This window comes from Sneathiella sp. D3-11, from assembly GCF_055809395.1.
In genome coordinates, this window is sequence record NZ_CM147911.1 from 1,328,879 (window position 1) to 1,346,920 (window position 18,042).

The 18,042-nt window shown below is 50.3% G+C and carries 18 protein-coding genes; 4 read left to right on the top strand and 14 right to left on the bottom strand.

Going from position 1 to position 18,042, the window contains the following annotated elements; all coding sequences use genetic code 11:
- Positions 1-13 precede the first annotated feature (13 nt).
- A complete protein-coding gene (locus tag AC0L73_RS06895) occupies positions 14-478 on the top strand; it encodes an L-2-amino-thiazoline-4-carboxylic acid hydrolase (RefSeq protein ID WP_473655187.1) in 465 nt (154 codons plus the stop codon).
- Between the two features lie 3 nt (positions 479-481).
- Here AC0L73_RS06895 and AC0L73_RS06900 read toward each other — a convergent pair whose 3' ends face one another.
- The 5 genes from AC0L73_RS06900 to AC0L73_RS06920 form a co-directional block, all read right to left on the bottom strand.
- Positions 482-826, bottom strand: a complete 345-nt coding sequence (locus AC0L73_RS06900) for a YdbL family probable chaperone protein (protein WP_473655188.1) — start codon at positions 824-826, stop codon at positions 482-484.
- A gap of 28 nt (positions 827-854) precedes the next feature.
- Positions 855-1,073 (bottom strand): YnbE family lipoprotein, encoded by a 219-nt coding sequence (locus AC0L73_RS06905; RefSeq protein WP_227948974.1) that lies wholly within the window; start codon positions 1,071-1,073, stop codon positions 855-857.
- A gap of 1 nt (position 1,074) precedes the next feature.
- The gene (locus tag AC0L73_RS06910; protein WP_473655189.1) at positions 1,075-3,924 is read right to left on the bottom strand and encodes an intermembrane phospholipid transport protein YdbH family protein; all 2,850 of its coding nucleotides are present in this window, start codon (positions 3,922-3,924) and stop codon (positions 1,075-1,077) included.
- A gap of 114 nt (positions 3,925-4,038) precedes the next feature.
- Positions 4,039-4,647 carry a glutathione S-transferase family protein gene (locus AC0L73_RS06915; protein WP_473655190.1) on the bottom strand — a complete coding sequence of 203 codons (609 nt, stop codon included), beginning with the start codon at positions 4,645-4,647 and terminating at the stop codon, positions 4,039-4,041.
- Between the two features lie 33 nt (positions 4,648-4,680).
- On the bottom strand, positions 4,681-5,538 hold the full coding sequence (locus tag AC0L73_RS06920; protein ID WP_473655191.1) for a TauD/TfdA dioxygenase family protein: 858 nt from the start codon (positions 5,536-5,538) through the stop codon (positions 4,681-4,683).
- Between the two features lie 254 nt (positions 5,539-5,792).
- Between AC0L73_RS06920 and AC0L73_RS06925 the strand changes: the two genes are divergently transcribed.
- Both AC0L73_RS06925 and AC0L73_RS06930 read left to right on the top strand, forming a co-directional pair.
- The gene (locus AC0L73_RS06925; protein WP_473655192.1) at positions 5,793-6,626 is read left to right on the top strand and encodes an acyl-CoA dehydrogenase family protein; all 834 of its coding nucleotides are present in this window, start codon (positions 5,793-5,795) and stop codon (positions 6,624-6,626) included.
- 47 nt (positions 6,627-6,673) lie between these two features.
- Positions 6,674-6,919 carry a hypothetical protein gene (locus AC0L73_RS06930; RefSeq protein ID WP_473655193.1) on the top strand — a complete coding sequence of 82 codons (246 nt, stop codon included), beginning with the start codon at positions 6,674-6,676 and terminating at the stop codon, positions 6,917-6,919.
- Between the two features lie 2 nt (positions 6,920-6,921).
- On the opposite strand, the gene AC0L73_RS06935 is transcribed toward AC0L73_RS06930, so the two are convergent.
- The 8 genes from AC0L73_RS06935 to AC0L73_RS06970 all read right to left on the bottom strand — a co-directional run bounded on the left by AC0L73_RS06935 (position 6,922) and on the right by AC0L73_RS06970 (position 15,549).
- Positions 6,922-7,788, bottom strand: coding sequence for an urea carboxylase-associated family protein (locus tag AC0L73_RS06935; RefSeq protein WP_227948964.1), 867 nt, complete (start codon positions 7,786-7,788; stop codon positions 6,922-6,924).
- Positions 7,789-7,866: 78 nt separating this feature from the next.
- The gene (locus AC0L73_RS06940) at positions 7,867-9,783 is read right to left on the bottom strand and encodes a DUF2207 domain-containing protein (protein ID WP_473655194.1); all 1,917 of its coding nucleotides are present in this window, start codon (positions 9,781-9,783) and stop codon (positions 7,867-7,869) included.
- Positions 9,784-9,829: 46 nt separating this feature from the next.
- A complete protein-coding gene (locus AC0L73_RS06945) occupies positions 9,830-10,396 on the bottom strand; it encodes a LemA family protein (RefSeq protein ID WP_227948962.1) in 567 nt (188 codons plus the stop codon).
- 79 nt (positions 10,397-10,475) lie between these two features.
- On the bottom strand, positions 10,476-11,639 hold the full coding sequence (locus tag AC0L73_RS06950) for a phytanoyl-CoA dioxygenase family protein (protein WP_227948961.1): 1,164 nt from the start codon (positions 11,637-11,639) through the stop codon (positions 10,476-10,478).
- 28 nt (positions 11,640-11,667) lie between these two features.
- On the bottom strand, positions 11,668-12,555 hold the full coding sequence (locus tag AC0L73_RS06955) for an HpcH/HpaI aldolase/citrate lyase family protein (protein WP_227948960.1): 888 nt from the start codon (positions 12,553-12,555) through the stop codon (positions 11,668-11,670).
- Positions 12,552-13,001 (bottom strand): MaoC family dehydratase, encoded by a 450-nt coding sequence (locus AC0L73_RS06960; protein ID WP_227948959.1) that lies wholly within the window; start codon positions 12,999-13,001, stop codon positions 12,552-12,554. Before AC0L73_RS06960 ends, AC0L73_RS06955 begins: the two co-directional genes overlap by 4 nt.
- A gap of 49 nt (positions 13,002-13,050) precedes the next feature.
- Entirely contained in the window at positions 13,051-14,268 is a 1,218-nt protein-coding gene (locus AC0L73_RS06965) for an FAD-dependent monooxygenase (RefSeq protein ID WP_473655195.1), read from the bottom strand.
- 114 nt (positions 14,269-14,382) lie between these two features.
- On the bottom strand, positions 14,383-15,549 hold the full coding sequence (locus AC0L73_RS06970) for an acyl-CoA dehydrogenase family protein (RefSeq protein ID WP_473655196.1): 1,167 nt from the start codon (positions 15,547-15,549) through the stop codon (positions 14,383-14,385).
- A 277-nt stretch (positions 15,550-15,826) separates the two neighbouring features.
- Between AC0L73_RS06970 and AC0L73_RS06975 the strand changes: the two genes are divergently transcribed.
- Positions 15,827-16,753 carry an aminotransferase class IV gene (locus tag AC0L73_RS06975; protein WP_227948954.1) on the top strand — a complete coding sequence of 309 codons (927 nt, stop codon included), beginning with the start codon at positions 15,827-15,829 and terminating at the stop codon, positions 16,751-16,753.
- Between the two features lie 59 nt (positions 16,754-16,812).
- On the opposite strand, the gene AC0L73_RS06980 is transcribed toward AC0L73_RS06975, so the two are convergent.
- Entirely contained in the window at positions 16,813-18,006 is a 1,194-nt protein-coding gene (locus AC0L73_RS06980) for an ABC transporter substrate-binding protein (protein WP_227948952.1), read from the bottom strand.
- Positions 18,007-18,042 lie beyond the last annotated feature (36 nt).

The window sequence follows — 18,042 nt, forward strand, 5'->3', positions numbered from 1 at the left end:
GGGAACTCAAAAGATGGCCGACAAGAACAACATTACCCCCTTTGAACACATCAAGCTTACGGTAGAAGCGCAAATACCGTTAGTTCGGGCAATGGAAAAAGAGCTTGGTCGGGAAACGGCGCATCAGCTCGTACGCGAGGCGTTAGACAGCCGTAACCGCCAAGCATCCGAAATGCGATCGCGTGAGACGCCAATGACTATTCCCAAGCTGGAGGCTGAATTTGCCTCCTTCGGTATTGGTGTGGACTTCGAATTTGATGTACTAAAGCGCAGCGACGAAGAATTTCATGTCGATGTGCATAAATGCGCCTATACGAAATTGATGGAGGAAATGGAGGCACGCGATCTCGGCCCCCTCCTCATCTGTAATTGCGACTACGCACTCGCGGAAGGCTTGGGCCTAGAACTCAAACGCGAAAAAACCTGTATGAAGGGCGATGGAATGTGCGATTTTCGCTTTCGCAAAGTAGAGAAATAAGGCCTACTTTTGTGTCCACTGTCCGTTTTCATTCAAAAACCAGGTACCTGCTGGAGCCTTCTTGAAAATTTCTACCGCATAGACACGCCCGACCTGTTCAACTGTAACATTTTCAGTTTTAGCTCGTTTCACATAGATAGCTCGTCTCTGTTCATTCAGGGTGGCAACAAACCCTTGCGCAGACCCATCACGTGCCCGGACAAAGCCATCAAACGCTTCTCCAACCGCGCCGGAACGTCGCAGATCATCCAGTTGATCCGCCCAGGCCGGTGTCACCGCGAAAACCGGTAGGCACGCCATAACAGTAAGCGCCAACAATGCTTTACGAAAAATCTGCCTACGGCTCATATTCCTATTGTTCTTAACAGATCGCATATCAGAAAATTCCCGGGTTATTACTAATATCGTCTTTGGCCTGCTCTTCTATCTTGAGGCGCACTTCCGCATCCAGCTTAATATTCAAATTGATTGTGATGGGTTCCGCCGGCGCCTCAACCTTTACCGTTGGGGTACAGGATACTGAGGCGAACAAAACCACTGTCACGATCGACATCGCAAGAAGAGAATGCTTATCCACAGATATTCCTTCACTCATTTTACCGACCATCCACGGTAGCACGGAGCGCTTTTTCCGACAAGAGGTAGCCATCCAGAAGAGCGTTAAATATCTTGTCCAAACTAGTCGTCAGATTGATATTGAGGACCACAGGGCGGTTATTTTCAACGTCTGGATTACTGCCCGCAGCATGCAGTTTAACCGTGTCTTCGCCGTTTTCCGTCTTTGCGATCTCAATCGACAGCTCCGAATAACGGAAATTCTCCAATATATCTAGAAGCAACTCCGCCTGTTCCCCGCCCCCTCCAAGGGCCTGACGCGCCGCGTCCGACGTCATTTTCAGCACTCCCGGCCCCTCTGCGGCCAGCAACCCATCTTCGACAAGCAAACGAGCTCCACCAAAAACGAGAGGTATCTTTCCACTGACACGACCGGTCGCAATAAGCTCCTCAACATTGCTGAGTGCCATAACTTCCTCTAGATCAAGGCGGGTCAGTTGAACCTCAATCCGGTTGACCTTCGCGCCCGTATCAACGCGCGCATCTTCAATGATGGCGGTACCACCCACCAGCCCAACCGTTAGCAGATCAAGATATAACACCGGAGAGCCATTCTTCGTCTCGACGCGAAAGCGCAAAAAAGGCTTTTCCAATAAAATGCCCGTAGTAGCGCTGCGCGCTTTCAGTTCCTGGGGAGACGAAACAGTGATGGGATTCAACTCACTAATATGCACCTGGCCCATGAGCCCCGAAATACTACTACCCGCTGTCTTGATCGAAAGATCGTTAAGACTGACGTCCGCGGAAGACTTCATACCCTTTGCGGACCAGCTTATCTCGCCGCCTGCCACAACGTCTCCTTCGACTTTCATCTCTGTGTCGAAGACGATAAGATCTGAGAGCTGCAACCCATCTTCTGAAAAAGAAAACGGATTAACAGCGACTTGCGCTGATCCGGCCTCGTCCGATAAAGAATGACGACCGTCCATACGAAGATATTTTCCAAGAAAATCTGAAGTAAGCGCAAAAGTGAAATCAATTCTTTCGTCCTTTAAGACCGCGTCTCCAATGACGATTTGATCCTCCTTGAAAAGTGCGCCTTTTTTCGGGCTTACCTTCATATTAATAAGCCCAAAATGTCCATTTTTTCCAAGGGTAATATTCTCAAAGGATGTTTCAAAACGCGCCTTAATATCTGAAATAGCTATATTCTGGGCATCCAGCCGGGCGTTTCCGGTACGCCCTGTAATGCTCCCCTCGAACAGGGTATCCTCTTCATTCTGGCCGCCTATTACCTTGAAATTAAGTCCCTCCGCGACCAACATCTTATCCTGCCATTGGCCATTCCTCAGTTCAGCATCCAGTGATGAAAAGGCGATATTACCCGCTGAATCACGGGTTATTTCTCCTGTGCCCACCACAGTCCCGGTGAGGCTATTTCCAACTTCTTTTAGGTGAGATGATAGCCCGGCAAGCGACACTCCATCCCTACCGAATTTTGTTTCGGGCAGCCGGAAGAACAGCTTCCCTGCGCCAGTCTCTATCCCATACGCCACAGACACATCAACTTGGAAATTCTCCGCTCTATTACCAACTTTTCCCTGAAGCGATAGATCCTGCGATGACGATACCCCGCCAGCAAGCAGAAAGTGAAAGGGAGAAAAAGCGGGCGTTGAACCAGTATCGCTAATCACTCCGCTGAGTGTATTAAGATCAAGTTTTTCAGTAAAATTTTGAATATCCAACTCAGCGAAAAGATCACTGATGATCAGCATCTCATCAAAAAATTCACCCGACACTTCAGACCTCTGCAATGTCATTCGGGCATTCTGAGTATTGTTTTCCAGATCATACTGTCCCTGAAATCTAACAGGCAGCTTGCCCGAAGCAAGATGCCCATCGGTGAGCGCCACCGCCATTTTCTCAACGACAAGATTCCCATCATAGGTGATGGCCGATCCGACAATTTCAGCAATTGCCGCAAACTTTATTGTTGCGTCGATGGGTGGGAGCCCTTCCGCGTAACGCGTCAAATCCACAGGCTGCAGCCCATCACGGCGGAATGATAAAGCTTCCAACGAGAGTTGAACTCGACCTTCTGCGGAGGCAGTATCATAGTTTCCAGTCAGATCCATCAGGGGCTGACCTTCCGCCGTTCTTAAAGCTATTTGAATATCAGCGGCACCCGCCGCCAGTTCTCCTTGCCCGGCCAGCATGAGCGGTGCCCAGTCCGGCTTGGGTCCAGCATGGCGTATGGTTCCGCCATTAAGCTCCAACACCGCCGACTGTCCGCCTATATCCGCGTGCAGAGAAAGCACCATATCCTCTAGAATGATCGGACCGGAGGCAGTTTTAATCTCAGCCTTTACCAAGCCTTCAGCCTTCAGTATCTGATCGGTCGACACGGTGCCCGAAAAATCCATATGCAACGACCGTTGTTCGTCTTTCGAGATAACCTTCCCGGTTTTTAGGGAGATTTCCGGAATCTGGAACGTTTGCGCGGCTTCGTCCTTACCACCCTCTTCATTGACAAGGCTGGCTATTTTATTAATGGCGCCATCATTTGGGTTGGAGACATTGATAAAAAGTTCGTCGATTTCCGCCTTATCAATTTCTCCCCGCAAGAGAGCAAGAGGCGTGTAATGCACTGCAACATCACGCAGTATAATCTGATCAGAGAGCGATACTTCTTCAATAGTAACGCGATCTAGGGTAACTGCCTCAACAGTCAATATGACATCGTTAAACCCGTAGTAATCCAGCGCCAACTTCCCCGCATATTCCACAATCGTTGAACGAAACAGGATTAGGGCGACAAGCGGAGCAACGAGCAGAAAAATCCCGCCCCAAATGAGCTTTCGAAGAATGCCTGATTTTGCGCCTGCCGCCATCTATCCTTCCTGAATGACTTTATGTCAGTTACAAGGACATACCAATAAGGCAAGCCTAAGGCATAACTAAAGCGATGAGAAAGCCATATTTCTGTCTCTCACAGCAATAGTTCTTTACGCTCGGGCGCTTGGCCGGCTGGTTACGCGGGCCCACCAGCTATTTATATTCACTTGGTCCTCAGTTGGACGGACACCAACCGCTTTTCCCATCAGTATCGCACACTGGGCCGTAATATCGGCGATACTGTAACTATCCGCCGCGATATACTCACGCCCCTCCAACGATAACTCGAGCCAGTCTAGACTAGTGGTTGCCTGTTTTTGGCAAACCGGCACATACTCCGGGACCTGTTTGCGAATACCTTTCCACATGGGATGACTATGAGAAAAGGCGTTTACAAGTGGGGTCAGCAATTCCAGCTCTATACGCCGGTTCCACATCTCAATTTGCGCCCGCTCCAACGGCGTTGTCCCCATGAGTGGAGGTTCAGGATGTATCTCCTCCAGATAGAGGCAGATCGCATGGCTTTCCGAGATTGTCGTTCCATCGTCCAGTTCAAGCACTGGCATACGTCCAAGAATATTCTTCTCTAAATACTCTGGCGTTTTGTGATAACCTGAGGAAAGATCGATTTCCTCTTTAGGGATATCTAATCCTTTTTCTGCAATAAAAATCCGGACACGGCGGGCATTTGGCGATGCAGGCAGATCGTATAGTTTCACAATACTCTCCTCTATATGTTTAATTCCACATGACTACGGCTGGCTCGGCGCAAATTCACTTTTTGGATCCCCGGCAATACGCGAATGATACATAATACGCGGCTGGTTCATATCCCATGGTGTAGCTTGATGCAGCAGGCAACGATTATCCCATATCACCACATCCCCTGGCTCCCAGTGATGATGATAGATACGGGGAGCCTGACAGGTAAAATCGACCAGCTCTTCCAGAAGCGCTTCAGATTTCTCTTCGCTTAATCCGGGAATGCCATAAGCGTGACGCCCGATGGTCAGGCATGGTCGACCCGTCTCCGGATGGGTTTTGACGAGAGGCCGAAGCGGTGGTTCCAGATCGTGAAGACCATAACCGCTGTATTCACTATCTTTCTTCTTTTGGGTGAAACCCATTTTTTGCTGGCTATAATGGAGCGAATGATAGGCTCTCATATCTTGAATGAGGTCGCGCGTTGCCTGATCCAAAGCCTCATAAGTCGCTGTGAGATCGGCCCAGCCTGTTTCCCCGCCTTCTGATGGGACGACATGTGCACTGAACACTGCCCCTTTGGCCTGTACCGGCATATAGGTGCTGTCCTGATGCCACCCCATATTCCCCTTGAGTATCTTGACCATGTCGTTCTCATTCGACTTAATCAGATTCCCGTCAGCATCGACATTACTGATGGGCGCCAGATCAAACTCCATATCCCCAAAACGGCGGGCGAACGCCACTTGTTGTTTAGTGGTCAAATGCTGCGCAGGAAATATCAGCAGAGAATATTGCAACCAGTTGGCATAAAGATCGGAAAAATCGGCCTCGCCCAAGGATTTCAGATCAAGGCCTGTCACAACGGCACCAAACGTTGCATCAACAGGTTTCACAGTAAAATTCATGGTGGCAACCCTCCCTGAAAATAGAGGCGGCGGTGATTTTTGATTACTTTTGCTTGGTTCCGCCACCGTCAATAGCTTTACCATAGAGGCTCCCGGTGTCAGCGTCTACAAATTGAATAACAGCTAATATGCAAAGTGCGGACAAGCAAGATCTCGAGAGTAGCGAATTCGGAATTGTCTTTATCCTTATGCTATGATGGCATCCGCGCCCTCGCGAAGAATAAAAACCAGACCCATACTAAAGGATGAGTGACGTGTATTCGGCAAAGAACCAATCTGCAGACTTACTAAACAAAATCAGGGATTTTGCCGAAGCTCATATCCGACCAAATCGCGGAAAGTTAATCAAGGCTAACGATTTTCCTCCAGATTTATGGCACACCTTTGGCGCCTCCGGCCTCGCGGGCCTCTCCTTACCCGAAGATCACGGAGGCCTTGGGGCGAATTATAGTCTTCTCTCCGCCGCCGGACGCGTAATCAGCCGGACGGGCGGAGTTCCCGGCGTAACAATGGTTTTCATGGCCCATTGGCTCATGTCCAAGCTACATATTGCGACGGACACACCCTCACCCGTGCAACAGCAGCTGTTACCGCTCCTCGCCGCCGGAAAAACAACACTCTCCGTTGCCATTTCCGAACCCCGTGCCGGGGCCCATCCAAAATTTCTGAAAACAACAGCACGACGTGAGGGCGCGGAATTTGTTCTGAATGGTGAGAAGGCCTTCCTGACAAACGGTCCCCTTGCTGACCAATTCATCGTCCTCGCGATTACAGATGAAACGGGCGGCAGAAAGGCCTTCAGTGCTATACTCGTGCCTGCCGACAGCTCCGGTTTTCGCCGCACAGATGGCGTCAAAATAGATTTTTACACCCCTGCCCTCATGGCGGCATTGTGCTCGAGAACTGTCGCGTTCCAGCAGCAAATCTCCTTGGCGAAGAAGGAGATGCATTTGACCGAACCTCCATGCGAATGCGGGCAATCGAAGATGCCGCCGGAGCCGCCGGTCAGGTCGGATCAATGTATCGCTTACTTTCGGATATTGCAGCAGAGGCAAGCGACGATCTTGCAGTGCAACTCGGGGCAATAGCGACTAAACTACAAGCTCTGGATGTCATTGCAGCAGAGCTAGCATCAATGGCGGACGCTGCGGGAGATGATCTTCAACCAATATTGGAGTTGCAACTCGGTTTTCACCAACAATGCCAAAACTGTTCCGAGGCTTTCAGTGCCGTGATGGAAAAATGTCCTGATATCGACAGCCCCCATATCCATTATTTGTTCCGAGATATCTCAAAATCACTCACAATCGCTAAAAATGCCCATGCGGCCCGCCTTGCAAAAATCGGCATGGCAATCCTTTATTCGGCAGACAGCCGTTAGAGCTATTCTTTGGCACCATGATGACGTGAATAGCCGGATCTCTCAGCAGGATGCCAGTCTGCTGGAAGGCCCTTGGTTGCCTTATAAATTTCGACTTTGAGTGGATAGCAGGCGGCATCATCGCTGGAATGCCCGGAGCTACAATCGCCGCCAGGGCAGGTCGAAAGCCCGCCTAAAAGATCTATTTCCGCGAATACCTCCAGATAGTCACCGGGGCGAACCGGGCTCGCCTTCATGAAATACTGATGCGTATCTTTGGTGAACCCGGTGCACATAAAAACATTCAGAACGTCATGCACGAAGGGCTCAGCAGCGTCATATGAAATGCTTTGTGACTTTGCAAAGGCTCGGATGAGATTGGAATGACAGCAATAGTGATACTCATCGCCGCCCAGCATGACATTGGTATAGGGATCGCAACGGGTTCCGATAACATCATGTACGCCCCCGCCGTCATCATCCCAGCCATACCAATCGAGCGTATCATAGGTAAGTGTTGCCATCGGTCTCATATAGGGCAGATTACTCCAGAGCCGGTCGCCAACGCTGACATGAGTGCCGTGTAATGCACGGGTTTTGCCGCTGAAAAACCGTTCATTTACATCGCCTACATTCCAGAGATTAAGATCACCCACCTGAGGGCCCTCAATACTGACGATACGGAAAAAATGACCCGCAGGAACATGGAAGCATTCGGCGTCGCGGGGCGCGACAATGACCTCATCGATCTGCTCCAAATTCGCGCGAGCCTCATCGTAAATATTTGCGTTTGGCAGCGGTAGCGTATCAACAGGATAAACAATCACCGGCTTGATGGCGCGACGGACATCCGCATCGGCAGGAGTTTGGTTTTGCGGGCTGTACTTCATAGGACGGCTCCCTCGTTAAGGACAGCCGATCCTACGATGCTACGGATCACGGGACAAGCGGTGAGTGACCAAAGATCGTTACCAGCCGCCACCTCCGCCACCGCCACCGCCACCCCCCGATGATCCGCCACCGGAAGAACCACTTGAACTGCCCGGCGCAGTGGCGGCCGAAGAAATGGCGCTCGTAAAACCACGCCCGAGAGAGGTTGAGAATCCAGCCAGATTTGTCGGGTTGAAATGCCTACCGTTATACCAGGCCGGGCGGTAGCCGGTCATCTGAGCTGGAGCTTCATGTGCATTGGCAAAGCTGTTCGAGAATTGCTCAGCCCAAGCATTTTCTACATCCAGCGCCACAGCAAAGGGGAGAAATTTTTCAAAGAGTTCCGGCGTACGATCCGGCGGATTAAAGAAGTTCATGCGGTCTTTTTCAGTGACACTCAGGAAATCCGCAAAGCCCGCAAACCTGTCCAGTATTTTCCGACCCAGCAATGTCGGAGCCTTCAACCAATGATAAAAAAGCAGGTTCACAAGCTGTATCAGCAGGAAAAGAAACGCGGCGGCCGGTGACGTTGCCTCAACCAGAAACATTAACCCAGCCGCCTCACCGCCGAGAAAGGGAACGACCATGGCAGACAAGACAATTGCGCCAACACCGGAAAAGGGGTTCTTTCCACTTAAAAATTCCAGCCATGCTCGATAACCCTTACGGAGGATGAAATAAACACCAGCGGTCCAACCTGCGAGCCAGAAAGAAATAAAAGCGGCTGTGCCCGGATCCTTCGCCCAGATAATCATTAATATAATGACGAGGAGGGAAAGCCCGGCCCCTGGGAGGAAATACAGGCGGTTGTTCTTGAAATATGTTCTTTCATACTCGGTCCGCAGCCACTCTTTCAGACTGTTACGGGCATTTTGTATAATTGCCCGATTTTTCTGTTTAAGTTCAAGTTCATCATCTTCGAAATTGAAAAAACTGTTTGCGACAGCTCTTTCCCCCATGGAGAGCGGTGCTTTTTTCCCGGTTCTCTTGAGGGTATAAGTTCCAGAACTATCTTCCTCAATCGTCAAATATCCCTTCACCGCCATACTCAATATTGCGGCAGAGAAAACTTTGTTATCGAAACCCATATTCCGAATATACCGCATCGCCGCAGGAGAATAGCCGTCTGGGGGATCGAAAAGCGGAATGATTGTTCCCGCGGCGGGGTCACGGCCCACTCGCCACCAGACAAAAAGATAATAGGCAATGATAATCAGCAGGCCAATGATACCAATAAAGAGGATTTTATTGTCAGACAGCAGATAGCCAAGCTTCTCCGTATCCGTGGGCCGCGTGACAAATCCGCTCGGCCAGGAAACTGCAATGGTCAACCCTTCGCGAGGTTGAAGCGATTTCGTTGTGTAGAATTGCATTCCGTCTGCAAATTCGCGGGCCCCATAGGACTTGCCCCTATCGCCCTGATATCCGGTGTAAGCAATATAATCCTGTATACGGGCGCCATCCGGCAAATGCACTCGAGCGCTCGCCTGTTCGATGATAAAAGCCCAGCCATTTCCGGTCACATTCCAGTACAGCTCATCAATATCGTCAAAATTTCCAATCTGGCGGGTGGTTTTATAGGTGATCGTGTAGCTATGCTTTCCATCAGGGAGAAAAACATTTTTATCCCCGATATAGACGCGCACGCCGTTGGATTGCCGCTCAGTGTGAAAGGGTTCCGCGCGTCCGTCGCGGGTGACTTCCTCGACTTCAAAGCCAACACGATACTCATTGCCTTGGGAGTCCTCATAGTCCGTCGGAAAATCACGATAAATCCCGCGCCGTATTTGCTTCCCCTCGCTTATAACCGTGATCCGCTCTTGCACTGTCAGGCTTGCGTCGCTGTGGACCCAGAGATCACTTTCGAAGTTCTTGATGAGTTCTTCTGCGTGAGGTAACGACGGAAATACCAACCCAATCAGAAAGACTAATCCAATCAGGACAGAACGCAGCAACTCTGGCTTTTGTCTTGAGAATACCATCGGATCAGGAGGGTACCGGTTAGTCGAACTTAACATCGACTGGCTTACGGGCGGCTTCTTCATCTTCGGCCAGTTCGAAGAACTCGGCTTTGAGGAAGTTAAAAGCATTAGCAACAAGATTACTGGGGAATTGGTCAATCTTGATATTATTATCCCGTACCACGCCATTATAGTAACGGCGGGCCGCCTGTATCTTGTCCTCTACTTCCGCCAACTGATCCTGAAGACTCTGGAAACTCTCGTTAGCTTTCAATTCTGGATAATCCTCCGCAAGGGCGAACAGGGATTTTAACACTCCAGACAACATATTTTCCGTTTGGGCCTGCTCGGCCGGGGATCCGTGATTTGACATGGCTTCATTTCTCGCCCGTGTCACGGCCTCAAACGTGCTCGATTCATGCTTGGCATATCCTTTTACCGTCTCAACCAGATTGGGAATAAGATTGTATCGAAGCTTCATCTGAACTTCGATTCCGCTCCAGGCCTCATTGGTTTTCTCACGCAGAGTGACAAATCCATTGTAAGTCACAATGACATACAGAATGATGGCGGCGATCAGGCCGATGATAATCAATAAGGTAATCATGTCGCATTACTCCCTCGGCAGGCGCATTGCATATAAGGATTTGCGCGCTGCCGCAAGTTTACGACCTAATTCATTAACGTCAAATGTAGATATCATTCAGGTTGTAATTTTTAAGAAGTTTCTCGCGGTTCTCCTCGTTCCAGCGATTTTCCTCTATCTCTCCAGCCAACGGCTGATAATTAAATCTTGGTTCACCCGGAAACCGCTGCTGACGCGCATCAATACCGAGCGCAATGATCCGACTGCGGGCGTGAATACGTTCCGCATTATATGTTTCCATGCGATCATCAAGCTGACTTGTCGAAACGTCGAGAACACGCGCACGCGGGAAAAACCCAGCGTTTATCGTTACTCTTCTATCCGGAGATGAATTAGCAAAAGACCCATGCACCAGTTGCCGATTAACGACAAAAACTTCCCCCGCCTCACAGACTAGCGGCACCGCTTCAGCTAGCCGTTCCGACCCGCTTTCATTCACCAGGGCGGGGATGTTCGCTTTTCCGCTTTTATGGCTGCCTGGCAGAACCCAGACACAGTTGGCCGGCGTGCTTGGGTAGAGCTGTGTCATGAAGTTAAAACCATGCGCATCTTCGTTCCAGTCAGGCGCATCCCAATGGGTTGTTCCATCCTGATGCCAAGCGACAGAGGGCCCAAGGCCCGGTTCCTTGATGAAAGCCACTTCGTTATAGGGAACAAAATCAGGGCCGTTAATAGCCTCCGCGACGGCAAGCAACCCCGGGTGACCGTAGAGGCGAAGGCAGGAATCCATCAGGTGTAAATTGCCCGTCAAAAGTTCGATGGTCCAACTCGGCGCATCTTCGCCCGGTGTCGGATTGAGCATCTTGACCGGATGACGCCCTTTGTTCTTTGCGGTGCCGCCAAGCGGATCGCTAAGTGGTTTTGCAAACCGATAGGGGTAGCGTGTGAATTCAGGCCCCATTGCTGGCCGACCAGACGCATCCAGAGCCGCCTCCGGCTCAACCGGTGCCCGTGAAAGGACACGCTCGACATCCTCCCGAAGCTCACGCAATTCAGTGTCATCCACGACATTCTCAAAAACGTAAAATCCATGCTCCCGATAGGCATTCAGGATTTCTTTATCAAGTTTGCCATCCGGTCCCAACTTGATTGGCCCCCGGTTTTCAAGAGCATAGGCACGCACCTCTCCTTCCCGGATATATTTTTCCATCAAAAGCGCATGATCGGCGGCAGATATATGGGTTACGGATTGCGTATTATTCATTTTTTTGCCCTCCTTGATTTATATCGGGTTAGCGTAGCTGATCCACTAGCGCGATCACATTCTTTGCCTGCTTCAAATGCGGCATATCGAGCATTTTCCCGTCTAAACCGATTGTCCCCATGCCGGGATTTTGCTCAAAAATATCAATCACCCTTCGAGCAAAGTCAATTTCCTCGTCCGTCGGCGTAAATGCGCGGTTGATCACTTCAACTTGCGCTGGATGGATGGCAACCTTGCCAATGAATCCGGACCGACGATCCCGCAGGCATTCCTGCTCCAGCCCTGCGCTATCCCGAAAATCGACATAGACGACGCCGACTGCCTGTACATCAATGGCGCGCGCCGTCGCAAGACAGAGAGAGCGGGCCAGCAAAAACGGATCGTCATATTCTCCGGTTGTCGGATGCCTATTCGTTGACGCACCGAGTGCCGCCGCCAGATCCTCTCCTCCCCAGGTCATCGCGACCAGTCTGGGAGAAATGTCCTTCAGATAGCTATCAAACGTCAGTAGTGAAGCCGCCGTTTCTGTCGCAACGCTGCAAATTTTTGTCGAGCCGAGCTCAAGCCCTTCACGTGCCTCAAGCGCCAAAAGAAAATCCGCAAGCCGGTTTACTTCAGCTGCCGAATATACTTTTGGCAAAATGATGCCATCGGGCGCCCCAGACATGACAGCCGCCAAATCCGGCAGGGCCATATCCGTATCAAGCGGATTAATCCTCACCCAAAGCTGTTGCTGCGACCGATCCTGGTTCGCGGCCAGAAAGTCCGCGACCATTTCCCGTGCCACATCCTGACGGTCATCTGCGACAGAATCTTCCAGATCCAGCAATAGAGCATCCGCATCGTTGCCAAGCGCCTTCTCCATTTTGCGTTCGCTATCACCGGGCACAAACAACCATGATCGCAAAAGCCTCATGGCCGCTTCCTCATCAGACCTGTACGAACACAATAAGCAACTTCCTGATCCCGTTGGTTATAGCCGATATGTTCAAATACAACCAAACCTGCGGTGGGGCGTGATTTACTCTCGCGCATTTCCTTGATCCGGGTGACCACGCGAATTGTATCTCCATGGAAAACCGGATTAACGAAGCGGATATCTGTCATTCCGAGGTTTCCAAGCGTGGTGCCCAACGTTGTTTCCGCCACCGTCACACCGATTACGAGACCGAGGGTAAACAGGCTATTTACAATGCGCTGACCATACTCAGTTTGCTTCGAAAATTCCTCGTCCAAATGCAACGGCTGAGGATTATGAGTCATGGCACAAAACATGACATTATCCATCTCCGTCACCGTGCGGGTAAGGGAATGATTAAATTCCATCCCCACTTCGAATTCCTCGTAATACAAACCTGACATCAGAAACTAACCTTTCTTTATTATTGTTTTTTACCTTTTGAGTTGCGCCTTACCAAGAAAGCTCTCGCCACTCATCATCCGTGCCCATTACCGCCTTTTCCGCATCATAGGAATAGAGCCAGCGTTGGCCGACCGGAAAGCCATCCTGGTCTTCTTGCTGATGACGTGCGAAACGGGCATTCCTGCGCGAAACTTCTTCCGGATCGCTCATATGAAAGAGATTCTCTGCCGCGCGGGATTGCAACAGCACCCGGTTTGCACGGTCGAGACGAAGCCCCTCATATTTTTTAAGGGCCGCAGGAATATTACCTTCCGCCATCTCAAGGGATCGGCCCAGCACCCAAGCATCCTCAATACTCTGCCCTGCGCCTTGCGCGTGATACGGCATCATCGCGTGCGCGGCATCCCCCATCAGAGCAACCCGGTCCGTGACCCAGCGGTCAAGCGGCTCACGATCTATCATATTGGTCATAAACAGACTTTCCGTGCCCGCAATTAACTCGCGTATCTGCTCATTCCAACCATCATACTCATTAAGAGCGGCATCGCGAGAGCCTGTCTGCGACCAGGATTCCTTCGCATTGTCATTGTAAGGGCCAATCCCGACCCAGTTAAAAAGATCGCCACCACAGACATAGTAGAGAACTGCCGAACGATGTGGCCCCATCCAGACATAGGAGTTCTGCTCAAAGCCAAGTTTCCGGGCGACGTCAACCGGGACCAGTCCCCGCCAGGCAACACAGCCCGAGGGGCGCGGCTTTTCGGGCGCAAAGAACTTTTCGCGAACCATGGAATGAAGTCCGTCCGACCCGATCAGAACATCGCCCTTTTCGACTGTGCCATCACTTAAATGGACTTCGACCCCGTCATTATTTTCCTTAACATCGACAACCTTGCAGTTCAGCCGGACGTTACTCGGATCCATCGCGCCAACCATAATGTCGAGTAAATCCGCCCGATGGACATGGTAATAGGGGGCGCCGAAGTATTCTTCCACCTTCGGCATTAACGGTGTTTTGAGATAAACTTCCCCGGTTTTATAATCCTTGAACAGATGCGCTGCCGGCGGCACCCCGATGCGCGCCAACTCATCCTTTAGACCCAGATATTCAAGAACCCGAATGCTGTTCGGGCTTTGTTGAAGGCCCGCGCCCACTTCGGAAAGTTTAGAGGCTTGTTCCAGCACTAGATGGGAAATCCCCGCCCTTTTGAGGGTCAGTGACAGTGCGGCTCCCGCTATTCCGCAGCCTATTAATATAACATGCATGTTTTCCTCCTTCCGGATTCTCTCCGTGTTATTCTTGAAAACGCATGGTCTTAAGGGTTGCAGACTTAAGGTCAAACGACAAGAAAAAAGCCATCATCGGCCATTAAATTTTCTTTAGTAAGATTTCGGCAAATCAAGTGCCCGCTCCGCAAGGTAGCTTAAAATTAGCTGTGGGCTTATCGGCGCCAGCCGATGGATCAGGCATTCACGCAGGTATCTTTCCACGTGGAATTCCTTCGCATATCCCATGCCGCCATGCGTCATAACTGCATTGGTACAGGACTTGAACGCCGCCTCCGCCGCGAGATACTTCGCGCCGTTTGCTTCCAGTCCACATTCCTGTCCTGAATCGTATAAATGAGCTGCACGAAATGCCATAAGGTTGGCCGCCTCAAGCTCCGCCCAGGATTGCGCCAAAGGATGCTGGATAGACTGATTCATGCCGATCGGTCGATCAAAAACGACACGATCCCGGGCATAATCTGAAGCGCGCTTGAGGGCACAGCGGCCAAGCCCGACCATCGAAGCAGAAATCAGTATCCTTTCGGCGTTCAGACCATGAAGCAGATATCGGAACCCCTTACCTTCCTCACCGATCAGGTCTTCCTTCGGAACAGGCAGATCATCAATAAACAGCTGATTGGAATCAACACATTTACGGCCCATTTTATCGATTGGCCTGATTTCGACATGATCCCGGTTCAGGTCCGTATAAAACAAGGAAAGCCCATCGATTGGTCGTGCTGTCTCGTCCTCTCTTTTTGTCCTGGCAATCAGAAGCATCTTATTCGATTGCAAGGCTGTGGAAGTCCAGATTTTCTCACCCTTGATAATATAACGATCTCCGTCGCGGATGGCCCGGGTCTTCAAACGGGTTGTATCCAGCCCCGTGTTCGGTTCTGTTACAGCAAAACAGGCAACATCCTCGCGCTTTATAATCGGAGGCAACCATCGTTGCTTCTGGTCTTCTGTACCGAAAACAACGACCGGGTTCAGGCCGAATATCCCAATGGCAATAGCCGCGAAACCAGCATTGGCGGCCCCAGATTCCGTAATGGCTTGCACCATGACGGCAGCGTCAGATATGCCGAGACCACTCCCGCCATATTTTTCGGGCATGGCAATCCCCATCCATCCTTCATCCGCAATGGCGCGGCAAAATTCTTCCGGAAACTCACCGTCGTTATCTCGCGCAAGCCAATAGTTATCATCAAATTTTTGACATAGACGGGTAATGCTATCCTTGATCTGAAGCTGCTCGGGCGTAAGATCGACACTCATTTTTTCCTCCCAGCGGTTACCCGCCTTGTTTTATAGGGCTTCTTCTTCGCCGAAATTTCGACAGAATAATCGCCTCTGTTTTTTAGTGGAGATCAATCTGTTGCTGACGGGAAATCCGCAAGAGGATTTGTTCTCACTAATTATATTATTTTTACATGGAGTAAGATGAAAGAACAGAGACAAAATGGAATGCCCCTACCTTTACTTTTTGATAGAAAACGCAAAGGATATAGCCGAAAGTTCCGCACAATCTCAGGATACGAACAGGTAATGAATTATGAATGAAAACAACCTAACCACACATGATGCGGAGGAGGATGCTCGAAACCAGGATATCAAGATTTATGTGAACGGCGAAATTGTTCACCGGTCAGACGCCAAAGTGTCCGTCTATGATTCCGGGTTCATGCTGGGAGACGGAATGTGGGAAGGAATGCGCCTTTACCGTGGCAAATGGGCGTTCTTTGATGAGCATATGGACAGGCTTTTCGACAGTTGCAAAGCGATTTCATTAGATATTGGGATGGATCGAGATGGTATTCTGGACGCCCTTACCCGGACCGCCGCCGCCAACGGAATGACCCATGATGTTCATTGCCGCCTGATGATTACGCGCGGTGTCAAATCTAAGCCGTTTCAGCATCCAAATCTTTCGAAAACGGGACCGACAATTGTCATTATTATGGAGCATTCTAAACCTTCAGAGCATCTGCAAAACAGAGGTATTTCTCTCGCAACCGTTCCTCAAGTCCGCGGACTTCCTATGTCGCAGGATGCAAAATATAACTCGCATTCCAAACTGAACTGTGTGATCGCCTGCTTGCAGGCGGAGCAAGCCGGGGCGGATGAAGGGTTGATGCTGGACCCGCATGGCTTCGTTAATACGACAAACGCCTGCAACTTCTTCATCGTCCGAAAAAGTGAGGTTTGGACCTCCACTGGCGACTACTGCATGAATGGTGTGACCCGGCAGAAAGTGATCGACCTGTGCCGGGCGAACAATATACCGGTATTTGAGAAGAACTATTCTCTTGTGGAGGCTTATGGCGCAGATGAAGCCTTTCTAACAGGTACTTTTGGCGCCCAAACTCCTGTCGCGCAGATTGATGGAAAAAAGATCGGGTTGCATGAGGGCATCGGCCCCATGACGGCCAGACTTCAAGGCCTTTACCGGGAACTCGTCGCTCAAAATACGCAGTCATAATTTTGCCAATAAAAAAACCCGGCTGGAAAACCGGGTTTTTCGCCTCCCTCTACGCAGAATTAATAGCTAATCGCGCTGACTTTTTGCCACTTGTCTCCAACAACCTGGTAAAGGCCTGCACTATTACGTGCATCTGGACCCAGATGATCTTCAGCAGAGAAGCTATATGGAGCGCCCCCGAATATATTCTGATAGTCTTTAATGCTTTCAATGGCTTCCGCGACTTTTTCAGCAGTCAGATCTGGTCCTGCTTTTTCAAGCGCCATGACGAAAACATGCATTGCGTCATAACCGGCAATTGACTGTAACACCGCGTCATCACCAAAGCGCTTCTTGTAGTCGTCCATCCACGCTTTCACTTCTGGCGTGGCATCTTCATAATAAGGGATTGGGGATTGTCCTGTTCCATATAAACCTTCTGTCAGGCCTTTCGCCAGAGTTACATTCTCAGGAACATAACCAGCAGAACTCACAACAAAGATCGGATCGTAACCAATCTTCTTAGCCGTTGCCATGCTGCCGATCGTCTCACCGATAATGGTACCAAGGCAGACTAGTTCAACACCCTCAGACTTGAGCTGGGCAATCTGAGAGGAAAAGTCCTTTGATCCCCGCTTAAAGTTTGTTTTAACAACCTCAGCAAGCCCCATATCCTTGGCCTGATCTTCGCAACCATGAAGTACATTTTTACCGAAGTCGTCATCCTGATAGAGAACACCGATTTTCTTGATGCCCTTGTTATCGACAAAGTATTTCACAGCGGCCTGCATTTGATCACTGTAAGGCGTGAAACCACCGAACTTAAGCTTATGGTAGGGCTCGAACATCTCATTCGCGGCTGTAACCGGAAAAATATTCATGACGCCCATTTTAAGAGCCCGCGGCATCGTCACCATGTTCGTAGGTGTCCCTAGCGCGCCGACGATGGCGAAAACCTTGTCCTTCTTGAGAAGTTTATCTCCGGCCTGAGCTGCTTTGTTCTGCTGATAAGCTGAATCTTCGACGATCAGTTCAATCATGCGGCCGTTAACGCCCCCTTTTGCATTGGCATCCTCAACAGCCATCCGCATACCGTTCGTGACCGGAACGCCCCAAAGAGCGACAGGTCCGGAAAGCGGTTGATGCGATCCAAGAACTATTTTATCGTCATATATCCCCTGATCAGCCGAGGCTATTCCAGCCGATCCAATGAACGCCGCGGCAATAGTCGCAACGGCCCCCAACGAGATATTTAAAAAGCTTCTACGTTTCATGGTTATTCTCCCAAATTATTCCCTGATAACGACATA